Origin of the sequence: Hydrogenophaga sp. (assembly GCF_051007235.1) — a bacterium.
Taxonomy (GTDB): Bacteria; Pseudomonadota; Gammaproteobacteria; order Burkholderiales; family Burkholderiaceae_C; genus Hydrogenophaga.
Genome location: NZ_JBPCSJ010000033.1, coordinates 1 through 9,963, shown reverse-complemented (window position 1 = coordinate 9,963; position 9,963 = coordinate 1). Strand labels below are relative to the sequence as shown.

General features: G+C 69.1%; 9 protein-coding genes and 1 pseudogene. 5 read left to right on the top strand and 5 right to left on the bottom strand.

The window, feature by feature from the left end; all coding sequences use genetic code 11:
- On the top strand, nt 1–971 hold a 971-nt coding region (locus tag ACR2JA_RS01095; RefSeq protein ID WP_434007297.1), incomplete at its 5' end, for a carbonic anhydrase.
- Nucleotides 972–1,013: 42 nt separating this feature from the next.
- Here the strand turns inward: ACR2JA_RS01095 and ACR2JA_RS01090 are convergent.
- Nucleotides 1,014–2,579, bottom strand: a complete 1,566-nt coding sequence (locus tag ACR2JA_RS01090) for a hypothetical protein (RefSeq protein ID WP_434007296.1) — start codon at nt 2,577–2,579, stop codon at nt 1,014–1,016.
- Between the two features lie 142 nt (nt 2,580–2,721).
- Nucleotides 2,722–3,300, bottom strand: coding sequence for a Holliday junction branch migration protein RuvA (gene ruvA, locus ACR2JA_RS01085; protein ID WP_434007295.1), 579 nt, complete (start codon nt 3,298–3,300; stop codon nt 2,722–2,724).
- Nucleotides 3,301–3,337: 37 nt separating this feature from the next.
- Here ruvA and ACR2JA_RS01080 point away from each other — a divergent pair, with 37 nt between their 5' ends.
- Both ACR2JA_RS01080 and ybeY read left to right on the top strand, forming a co-directional pair.
- Nucleotides 3,338–4,333: a PhoH family protein gene (locus ACR2JA_RS01080; RefSeq protein WP_434007294.1), complete on the top strand. Its 996-nt coding sequence runs from the start codon at nt 3,338–3,340 to the stop codon at nt 4,331–4,333.
- A gap of 9 nt (nt 4,334–4,342) precedes the next feature.
- Nucleotides 4,343–4,798, top strand: coding sequence for an rRNA maturation RNase YbeY (ybeY, locus tag ACR2JA_RS01075; protein WP_434007293.1), 456 nt, complete (start codon nt 4,343–4,345; stop codon nt 4,796–4,798).
- An 18-nt stretch (nt 4,799–4,816) separates the two neighbouring features.
- On the opposite strand, the gene ACR2JA_RS01070 is transcribed toward ybeY, so the two are convergent.
- Genes ACR2JA_RS01070 through ACR2JA_RS01060 form a run of 3 tightly spaced genes read right to left on the bottom strand, consistent with a single transcriptional unit; the run spans nt 4,817 to nt 7,227 of the window.
- Nucleotides 4,817–5,845 (bottom strand): amidohydrolase family protein, encoded by a 1,029-nt coding sequence (locus ACR2JA_RS01070; protein ID WP_434007292.1) that lies wholly within the window; start codon nt 5,843–5,845, stop codon nt 4,817–4,819.
- Nucleotides 5,846–5,863: 18 nt separating this feature from the next.
- Nucleotides 5,864–6,304, bottom strand: coding sequence for a D-aminoacyl-tRNA deacylase (dtd, locus tag ACR2JA_RS01065; protein ID WP_434007291.1), 441 nt, complete (start codon nt 6,302–6,304; stop codon nt 5,864–5,866).
- A complete protein-coding gene (locus ACR2JA_RS01060; protein ID WP_434007290.1) occupies nt 6,301–7,227 on the bottom strand; it encodes a cation diffusion facilitator family transporter in 927 nt (308 codons plus the stop codon). The genes dtd and ACR2JA_RS01060 overlap by 4 nt, the downstream gene beginning before the upstream one ends.
- A 111-nt stretch (nt 7,228–7,338) precedes the next feature.
- On the opposite strand from ACR2JA_RS01060, the gene glgB reads away from it, so the two are divergent.
- Together glgB and ACR2JA_RS01050 are read left to right on the top strand one after the other, a co-directional pair.
- A complete protein-coding gene (gene glgB / locus ACR2JA_RS01055) occupies nt 7,339–9,240 on the top strand; it encodes a 1,4-alpha-glucan branching protein GlgB (RefSeq protein WP_434007289.1) in 1,902 nt (633 codons plus the stop codon).
- Nucleotides 9,210–9,963: pseudogene (locus ACR2JA_RS01050) on the top strand (glycogen debranching protein GlgX); the annotation flags it as partial. The gene glgB and the pseudogene ACR2JA_RS01050, both read left to right, overlap by 31 nt.

Genomic DNA, 9,963 nt, shown 5'->3' with positions numbered 1-9,963 from the left:
CGGCCAAGGCGCCCGCCGCCGCGCCGCCACCCGCGCCCGGCGACCCGCAGCTGGTGGCCGACCGCATCCGCGCCGCCATGGCCAAGCGATCCGAACAGGACAAGGTGCACGTGCTGGTGGGCGACGACGTGCAGGCCCCGCGCCCCACCCAGCTGGCCGCGGTGCACACGCCCGCGCCACGCCACACAGCCAAGGCATCGACCCACGGCGGCGCCACCGGCCACGAATACACCAAGGCCCGCGCCGCTGCCCTGGCCGGCCACGCGGCACCCTCAGCCCACGGTGGCGAGGTGCACTGGGAATACGAAGGCGAACACGGCCCCGAGCAATGGGGGCAGATGAAGCCGGAGTTCAACGCCTGCGCCATCGGCAAACGCCAGAGCCCCATCCACATCCAGTCCACCGACGCCGTGCCCGGCCCGGCCGAGCCGATCGAGTTCCACTACAGCGGCAGCGGCGGCAGCGTGGTCAACAACGGCCACACCATCCAGGTCGACCCGATGGGCCACAACTGGATCAAGGTGCGCGGCTCGGTTTACAAGCTGGTGCAGTTCCACTTCCACCACCCGGCGGAGGAAAAGGTGAACTACAAGGGCTTTGCCATGGTGGCGCACCTGGTGCACAAGAACGAAGCCGGCCAGCTGGCCGTGGTGGCGGTGCTGATGGACGTGGGCCAGAACAACCCCTTTGTGCAGAAGGTGTGGACACGCATGCCGCTGGACACCCAGGACCGTGTGCCCCTGCCCGATGACCTGCTGGACCTCAACGAGCTGCTGCCCTCGGACCAGCGCTACTACCAGTTCATGGGCTCGCTGACCACGCCGCCCTGCAGCGAGGGCGTGCTGTGGATGGTGCTCAAGCAGCCCGTCACGCTCGGCGCCGACCAGCTGCGGCTGTTCACCCGCCTGTTCCCCATGAACGCGCGGCCGGTGCAGGCGGTGAACGGGCGGCTGGTGCGCGAGGGGATGTGACGCGCCGCGGGCCGCACGTCCGTTCACCGGCAGAAGCGCTCCTCACTTGAAGCGGCACGAATACTCTTCCCGGTAGGAACCATCCAGCGCCGTCACCTGGAAATCGTTGATCTCTCCTGGCCCCTGGTAGGCCGCGCCGTCGACCCAGGTCATGAGGGTCTGGGCCACCGATCCGAAGGCGTAGCCTTTGACGTACTCGGTGTCGGTGGTCGAGGTCCCGATGGGCAGGATCGAGCCGCCATGGAACAGCACGGCGCGCCCGACCAGATCGATGGTGGTGGCGTGAACGCCATCCACCGTGAGCAGCGCCTGACCGCGGTCGTCCACCGTCAGGGTGCAGGGTGCCAGGGTCACGTTGGTCACCACACTGATCGAGGGACGCAGTTGCACTTTCTTGTAGCTGCCCGAGGTGGCCAGGCCGGTGTAGCTGCCCACCAGCGCGGGCACCTGCGTGCCCAGGCCCAGTGTCTGCATCAGGTCGGTGGAATAGCTGTCCAGAAAGTTCAGTGGACCACTCGACAGCGTCGGGCGCACCCAGGTGGTCAGCGCCTGGTTGATGTTGCGGCAGGCCGCGCCGACCACATTGCCCGCGCCGTCGGACTGGTTGACCGAGGCCTCCAGCACCATCGCCTGCGGGTTCACATAGTCCGCGATCTGAAAACGCCCGATCGCCGACGGCGTGCCCACCGCCGGGTACAGCGTGCTGCCGATGCGCTGCACGCCACCGTCCACCATCAGGAAGTCGATCTGGGCCCGGCCACTGGCGGGCACGATGCGGTCCAGCGCGTCGCCCGAGAACGCCGCCGACGCGACCCGGCTGTTGGCCGTGTCGGTGACGGTCATGACCCCGTTGGCAAACGCGACCGAACAGTTGGTGCCCGTGAACGTCTGACCGTCGAGAAACGCCACGTCGGCGGCCTGTTTGCCGGACCCGAAGAAACCGACGCCCGGCGGCGGGTTGGGGACCACCAGCAGCGGCGCGAGGTCGGCCCCGGTGGTCGCACCGTCACGCAGGGCGGACAGCGTCTGACTGGCCCGTGTCAGCGCCAGCCCCAGGGCATCGAGCACCTGGTCGCTCGCGTCGCCCACCCGCAGTTCGCCGGTCAAAGGGTCGCCGGCGTAGTCGGCACCGGTGATGGCGCGCAACTGGGCGAGCACATAGGCCTTCGCGGCGGGCAAACCGGCCAGCAGGTCGGCGCCCACCGCCGCGTCGAGGCCGGCAAAGGCCCCTGCGGGCTGGCCTTGGAACGCACGGGCCACCACCAGATCGGTGGCGGGCGTGATGTTGACGCGCCCGGGTGCGGTGGCCAGGCTGTAGAACCGGGCCGCGGGTGAGCCGTGCACCACCTCCAGCACGCACGGGGCCTGGTGAGCGGCGGTCAATGCGAGGGTGAAGACCCCGTCAGCGTTGGTCTGGCCGGTGATCAGCGGCCCCGCCACACAGCGGGCCGACACATCCGCCAGAGGGATGGCGGCTCCGGTGGCGGCCAGCCCGCTGAGCGTGGCGGCGGGGGGCGGACTGTCCGGGGCCGCGTCTTGCCCACCCCCGCAAGCGACCAGGGCGGCGATGGTGGTGGCGGACAGGGCGGCGCGAAGGGAACGGATCATGGAACACCTCTGGACGATGCAAGAAGCCCCGACGATAGGGACCGACCACCGACCAGAAAACCCCATGTTCAGGGGGGTGCGCGCCGGGCCTGCACCGCCCGCGCCCGCCCGAACAGATCGCCCGCCTGGTGCGGGCGAACCGTCACTTCGCCAGCGACTTCAGTGCAAGCTTGATGCCTTCGCTCACGCCCACGCTGGCCGGCAGGGCCTTCAGCGCCGCGGCGGCGTCTTTTTCGTTGTAGCCCAGCGCCATCAATGCCTGCTGGATATCGCTGGCCGCGTCGCCCACCGCGGCGGCTCCGCCGGCCAGGGGCAGGTCGGCGCCCAGCTTGCCCTTGAGTTCGAGCAGCAGGCGCTCGGCCGTCTTCTTGCCGATGCCGGGCACCTTGACGATGCGGCCGGCTTCCTGCGCCGTCACCGCCTGGGCCAGTTCGGTCACGGAGAGGCCCGAGAGCACGCTCAGCGCGGTGCGCGGGCCAATGCCGGAAATCTTCACCAGCTGGCGGAAGGCCTCGCGTTCGGCCGCCGTGCCGAAGCCGTAGAGGATCTGCGCGTCCTCGCGCACGATGAAGTGCGTCAGCAGCGACACCTTCTCGCCGGCCGCGGGCAGGTTGTAGAAGGTGCTCATGGGTACGTCCACCTCGTAGCCGACGCCGTGGCAGTCGATCAGGATCTGGGGCGGGTTCTTCTCCAGCAGCGTGCCGGTGAGCTTGCCTATCATTGGGGGCCTTTGTTCAATCTGTCCGGGATTATCCGTTTTGATCCTCCGCCACACTTTCTCGCCGCCCGACAACGAGCGCATGTCGCACCTGTGCGGCCCCATGGACAGCCACATCCGCAGCATCGAGGCGGCCTTGCAGATCAAGGTGGCGCACCGCTTCGAGCAGTTCCGCATCGAAGGCCCCAAGGCCAAGTCCAACCAGGCGCTGGAGGTGATCCAGGCACTCTACGAGATGGCGAAGAAGCCGATCCCGGCCGAGACGGTGCAGCTGATGCTGGCCGGTGACACCGCCCTGCCCGAGTCCGGCGTCGACACGCTGGCCATGCAGACGCGGCGCGGCGAGATCCGCGGCCGCACGCCCAACCAGGCGCGCTACCTGGAAAACATGGCCACGCACGACATCACCTTCGGCATCGGTCCGGCCGGCACCGGCAAGACCTACCTCGCCGTGGCCTGCGCGGTGGACGCGCTGGAGCGCAGCGCGGTGCAGAAGATCGTGCTGACCCGCCCCGCCGTGGAAGCAGGCGAGAAGCTGGGCTTTCTGCCCGGCGACCTGGGCCAGAAGGTGGACCCCTACCTGCGCCCGCTGTACGACGCGCTGCACGACCTGATGGGTTTCGACAAGGTACAAAAAGCCTTCGAACGCCAGCAGATCGAGATCGCGCCGCTGGCCTTCATGCGTGGACGAACGCTCAACCACGCCTTCGTCATCCTCGACGAGGCGCAGAACACCACGCCCGAGCAGATGAAGATGTTCCTCACCCGCATCGGCTTTGGCAGCAAGGCGGTGGTGACCGGTGACGTCAGCCAGATCGACCTGCCGCGCACGCAGCTGAGCGGCCTGATCGACGCCGAGCGCATCCTCAAGCGCGTGACCGGCATCGCCTTCAACCGCCTGACCAGCGCCGACGTGGTGCGCCACCCGCTGGTGGCGCGCATCGTGGACGCCTACGACGCGCGCAGCGGGGACGACGACGCCCTGCCGCCCCTGCCCAAAAGCGCCCACCGCGCCTCCGTCCGCTCCACCCGCTGAAGATCCGCCATGGCCCGGCCTTCTCTGACCTTGTCCCTGCAGTTCGGTGACCTGAAAGACGCCGCCCGCCACCGCGCCGCGCTGCCGCGGCACACCGTCACCCGCTGCATCCGCCACGCGCTGGACGCCGACGCCGAGATCACGGTGCGCATCGTGGACGCCGAAGAAGGCCAGGCGCTCAACCGCGACTACCGGCAGAAGGACTACGCCACCAACGTGCTGACCTTCGACTACGCGACCGAACCGGTGGTGATGGCCGACCTGGTGCTGTGCGCGCCGGTGGTGGCACGCGAAGCCAAGGAACAGAAGAAGACACTCGCCGCCCACTACGCGCACCTGCTGGTGCACGGCACCCTGCACGCCCAGGGCTGGGACCACGAGACCAGCGAAGCCGACGCCGAGGAAATGGAAGCCCGAGAGATCGAAATCCTCGCCGGGCTGGGGCTGAAGAACCCTTACCGCTGAGGCCGCTCTCCAAGCGACTTAGGGTCGCAGGCGGTAGAGGCGGATCGCGTTGTCCCGTGCCACTTGGCGGGCCACGTCGGGGGGCAACTGGGCGATCAGGCGTTTCAGGTTGCGCAGGCCCTCTTCGGTGGCGCCGCGCTCGCTGCCACCGGGCCCGTAGAACGCGTCGCTGCCGAGCATGAAGCGGTCGGGGAACTCGGTGATCAGGGCCAGCCACTGCGGCTTGAGCCGACCGTCCGCCTCCAGCGCTGCGCCTGGCCGGGGCGCACCCCGGTTGAGCCGGAAACTCATGTGGAGGTTGGGGAAGCTCTGCAGCATCTGGCGCACGCGGGTGGGATGGCGCGTCAGCAGCGGGTCAAAGCCCACGTGCGACCAGACGATGACCGCCTTCGGGTTGTGCGCCAGCAGGCGCTTGAACGCCTCGGCATTGGCGGGCAACAGGTCCGGGTTGGCGGCGTTGGCGCGCAGTGCATCGGGCAGCGGCATGTCTTCGGGCACCAGATCGAAGTGCAGGTCGACCGGGCGCTGCAGCTCGGCGGACAGGTCGGCCAGCAACAGCAGCAAGGGGTGGTCGCCAGGCACCGATTCGTACAAATGGTTCGCGCCCATGGCCGGCAGCGAGAGGTGCAACAAGGCGATCTCGCCAAAACCCACCGCGCCCTGCTGCACATAGTCCAGCGCCTGCTGGCGAAAACGTGCCCGCACGGCGTCGTCCACCGCCGGCACCGGGGTTTGGTGGAGCATCGCGTTGAGCGCACTGCCGCCCAGGAAGGCAAATCGATCGGCATGCGGGCGCGCCGCGCGCTGCAGGTCGGCCAGGTCGTGAAAGCCACGCTGGCTGGTGTCGACCTGCGGCGGCGGCATCAGCAACGAACGCTCGATGCCCAGCCGGTTCATGCTGTCCACCGCCCCCTGTACGGCACCGGCGGGCAGTCCACCCGGGGCGGGCTGGAAATGCACGTGCACATCGATCAGCGGCAGGTCCTGTGCCCCCGCGATCACGCACCAGGCCGCCAGCAGCCCACCGATACCCGCACGCAAGGCCATGTGAACACCCTCCAGAGGTCAGCGCACGGTGAGCGGAATGGTCACCGGCCCGTCGTTGACCAGGTGCACCCGCATGTCGGCACCGAAGCGGCCGGTCTGCACCACCGGGTGCTGCTCGCGGGCCAGCGCCACGAAGCGGTCGTACAGCGCTTCGCCCAGCGCCGGCGGCGCAGCGCCGGTGAAGCCGGGGCGATTGCCGCTTTTCGTGTCGGCCGCCAACGTGAACTGGCTGACGATCAGCAGGCCACCGGCCACGTCCTGCACGCTGCGGTTCATCTTGCCCTGCTCGTCTGAAAAGATCCGCAGTTTCAGGATCTTGGCCAGCAGCTTCTGGCCCACGGCCTCGGTGTCGTCCGGTTCGGCGCACACCAGCACCAGCAGGCCGTGGTCGATCTGGCCCACCGTCTCGCCCGCGATGTCCACGCGGGCTTCGCTCACGCGCTGCAGCAGGGCGATCATTTGAGATCCCTCGGATCATCAAAGTGCGCTTCCACGTCGCTGGGCAGCAGCTGGATGGTGGCCCTTAGACCGGGCACGGCGCTCATCAGCGCCTGCTCCACGCTGCCGCGCACCGCGGCGGCGCGTCCCAGCGACCAGCTGGCCGGCATGTGCATGTGCATGTCCACAAAGCGGCGCTGCCCGGCGCGGCGGGTGCTGACGTGGTCGAAGCGCACGATGTCCACCCCCTCGCGCTGGTGCGCAAAGCCGTCCAGCGTCTGCTGGATGGTGGTCATCACCTCGGGCTCGACGGCCTCGTCCATCAAGCCCTGCGACGAGCGCCAGATCAGGTGGAAACCTTCCTTGAGGATGTTGGCCGCCACACCCATGGCGACCAGTGCGTCCAGCCACAGCCAGCCGGTGAAGTGCACCAGCGCGATGCCGACCACCACGCCGACCGAGGTCCAGACGTCGGTCACCAGGTGCTTGGCGTCGGCCTCCAGCGCGATGGACCGGTGCTCCCGGGCCGCACCGAACATCACCCAGGCCAGCAGGCCGTTGAGCGCCGAGCTGGCCACCGACAGCGCCAGGCCCCAGCCCACTTGCTCCAGCGGTTGCGGGTCGAACAGGCGGTGCCCGGCGGTCCAGAAGATGCCCAGCGCCGCCACGATGATGAGGATGCCCTCGAAGCCGGACGAGAAGTACTCGGCCTTGTGGTGGCCATAGGGGTGGTCTTCGTCGGCCGGGCGGGCGGCGATGGTGACCATCGCCAGGCCGAACACGGCGCTGGCCAGGTTGACCAGGGATTCCATGGCATCGGACAGCAGGCCGACCGAGTCGGTGATCCACCAGGCCAGGGTCTTGAGGGTGATGGTGATCAGGGCCACGACCACCGAGGCCATGAGCAGGCGCTGGGGCGTGAGAAAGCGGGCAGAAAAGGTCATGGGTGGGATTGTCTCGCGGCCGGCTTATGAAACCCTTGTGCTCAGCGGTATGTAATTTTGTAACCGCTTGGTACCTGTTCGGTGCCAGAATGCCCCGAGAGCGAGACACACATGACCCCCACCCCCCCGCCCGCGGACACCTTCTGGATTGGCGAAACCGACGCCTGGCTGCTGGCCGAGGGCAAGCATTTGCGCCCCTGGCAGAAGCTCGGCGCCCACCCCACCACGATGAACGGGCAGGCCGGCGTGGCCTTTGCGGTGTGGGCCCCGGCGGCGCGCGGCGTCGCGCTCAGCGGCGACTTCAACGGCTGGCAGCACCAGCCCATGCGCCTGCGGCCCGAATGCGGCGTGTGGGAGCTGTTCGTGCCAGGTGCCCATGTGGGCCACTGGTACAAGTTCGCGGTGCACGGCGCCGACGGCCGCACCGTGATGAAGAGCGACCCGTACGCGCGCCAGACCGAGCTGCCGCCCGGTAACGCCGCCTGCGTCTGTGAACCGCTGCGCACACCGCTCACGGCGCAGGGCACGCACCGGCGCGACAACGCGCCCATGGCCATCTACGAAGTGCACGCCGGCAGCTGGAAGCGCCCGGGCGGCTGGGACGTCATGCCCACCTGGGACGACCTGGCCCGCGAACTGGTGCCCTACGCCGCCGGCCTGGGCTTCACCCACATCGAACTGCTGCCGGTCAACGAACACCCGTTCTACGCCTCCTGGGGTTACCAGCCCACCGGCCTGTACGCGCCCACCGCGCGCCACGGCTCGCCCGACGCCTTCCGCCGCTTCGTGCAGGCCGTGCACGCGGCCGGGCTCAAGCTGATCCTGGACTGGGTGCCCGCCCACTTTCCGACCGACGAACACGCGCTGGCCCGCTTCGACGGCAGCGCCCTGTACGAACACGCCGACCCGCGCGAAGGCTTCCACCGCGACTGGAACACGCTGATCTACAACTTCGGCCGCCACGAAGTGAAGAACTTCCTGGTCGGCAACGCACTGTATTGGGTCGAGCAGTACGGCGTGGACGGCCTGCGCGTGGACGCGGTCGCGTCCATGCTCTACCGCGACTACAGCCGCCCGGCCGGCGAGTGGGTGCCCAACCGCGACGGCGGGCGCGAGAACTACGAGGCCATCGACTTCCTGCGCGAGGTGCACCAGGTGCTGCAGCGCGAGGCGCCGCAGGCCATCACCCTGGCCGAAGAGTCGACCGCCTTCCCGAAAGTGACGGGGGCTGTACAGGAAGGCGGTCTGGGCTTCGACCACAAATGGAACATGGGCTGGATGCACGACACCCTGGCCTATTTCGCCCAGGACCCGGTGCACCGCCGCTGGCACCACCACAAGATGACCTTCTCCATGGTCTACGCCTGGAGCGAGGATTACGTGCTGCCGCTCTCGCACGACGAGGTGGTGCACGGCAAAGGCTCGCTGCTGGCCAAGATGAGCGGCGACCCCTGGCAGCAGCGCGCCAACCTGCGCGCGCTCTACGCCTGGATGTACGCACACCCCGGCAAGAAACTGCTCTTCATGGGCGCCGAACTGGCCCAGCCCACCGAGTGGAACCACGACGCCGAACTGCCCTGGCACCTGCTGGGCGATCCGGCGCACGCCGGCGTGCAGCAACTGGTGCGCGACCTCAACCACGGCTACCGAGAAACCCCGGCCCTGCACGCGCGCGACACCGACCCGCACAGCTTCCAGTGGCTGGTGGTGGACGACGCCGACCACTCGGTGCTGGCCTTCGCGCGCTACGGCCAGCGAGTGGACGACACGGTGGTGGTCATCGCCAACCTCACACCGGTGGTGCGGCACGGCCACCGCATCGGCCTGCCGCACGGCGGCGCCTGGCGCGAACGGCTGAACACCGACGCCGGTGTCTACGGCGGCTCCAACGTGGGCAACCACGGCCGCGTGCTCGCCGACCACCAGCCCATGCACGACCAGACGTGGTCGGCCGCGTTCACGCTGCCGCCGCTGAGCGTCCTGTGGCTGCAACCGGAAACGCCGGCAGCATGATCCCGGCGCACGGCATGCCCGCTCTCGGCGCCCACCTGCAAGCGCAGGACGGACAACGGGGCGTGCGCTTTGCCGTCTGGGCCCCGCAGGCCGATGGGGTTGATGTCTGCCTGTTCGACACCGCCACTGGCCCCGAGACACGGCGCATCGCCCTGACCGATGCGGGCAACGGCGTCTGGCAGACCTTCGTGCCGGGCCTGGCGGCCGGCCAGCTGTACGGTCTGCGCGCGCACGGCCCCTGGCAACCGGAGGCCGGCCACCGCTTCAACCCGCAGCGCCTGCTGCTGGACCCCTGGGCGCTGGCCCTGGTGGGCGACACCAACCGCCTGGCGCTGCAGACCGGCCACGCGGTGGACGACCCGCTGCAGCCCTGGCACGAACACCGCCCGGCCCCGCAGGACAACGCCGCCCAGATGCCCAGGTGCGTGGTCGTGGATGCTGCAGCCGAACTCGCCGCAGGCGCGGCCCTCACACCACGCCCGGCCATCGCCGAACACCGCCGCGTGCTGTACGAAGCGCATGTGAAGGCGCTCACCCGCCTGCACCCCGAGGTGCCTGAGGAGCTGCGCGGCAGCTACGCCGCCCTGACCCACCCGGCGGTCATCGGCCACCTGCAGCGCCTGGGCATCACCAGCGTCTGCCTGCTGCCGGTGCACCAGCACATCAGCGAACGGCACCTGCTCGCTCGTGGCCTGGTCAACCACTGGGGCTACAACACGCTCA

What these genes read in the sequence shown, in the direction of transcription:
- ACR2JA_RS01090 (WP_434007296.1), bottom strand. Translation starts at nt 2,579, where the DNA reads ATGATCCGTTCCCTTCGCGCCGCCCTGTCCGCCACCACCATCGCCGCC.
- ruvA (WP_434007295.1), bottom strand. Translation starts at nt 3,300, where the DNA reads ATGATAGGCAAGCTCACCGGCACGCTGCTGGAGAAGAACCCGCCCCAG.
- ybeY (WP_434007293.1), top strand. Translation starts at nt 4,343, where the DNA reads ATGGCCCGGCCTTCTCTGACCTTGTCCCTGCAGTTCGGTGACCTGAAA.
- ACR2JA_RS01070 (WP_434007292.1), bottom strand. Translation starts at nt 5,845, where the DNA reads ATGGCCTTGCGTGCGGGTATCGGTGGGCTGCTGGCGGCCTGGTGCGTG.
- dtd (WP_434007291.1), bottom strand. Translation starts at nt 6,304, where the DNA reads ATGATCGCCCTGCTGCAGCGCGTGAGCGAAGCCCGCGTGGACATCGCG.
- ACR2JA_RS01060 (WP_434007290.1), bottom strand. Translation starts at nt 7,227, where the DNA reads ATGACCTTTTCTGCCCGCTTTCTCACGCCCCAGCGCCTGCTCATGGCC.
- glgB (WP_434007289.1), top strand. Translation starts at nt 7,339, where the DNA reads ATGACCCCCACCCCCCCGCCCGCGGACACCTTCTGGATTGGCGAAACC.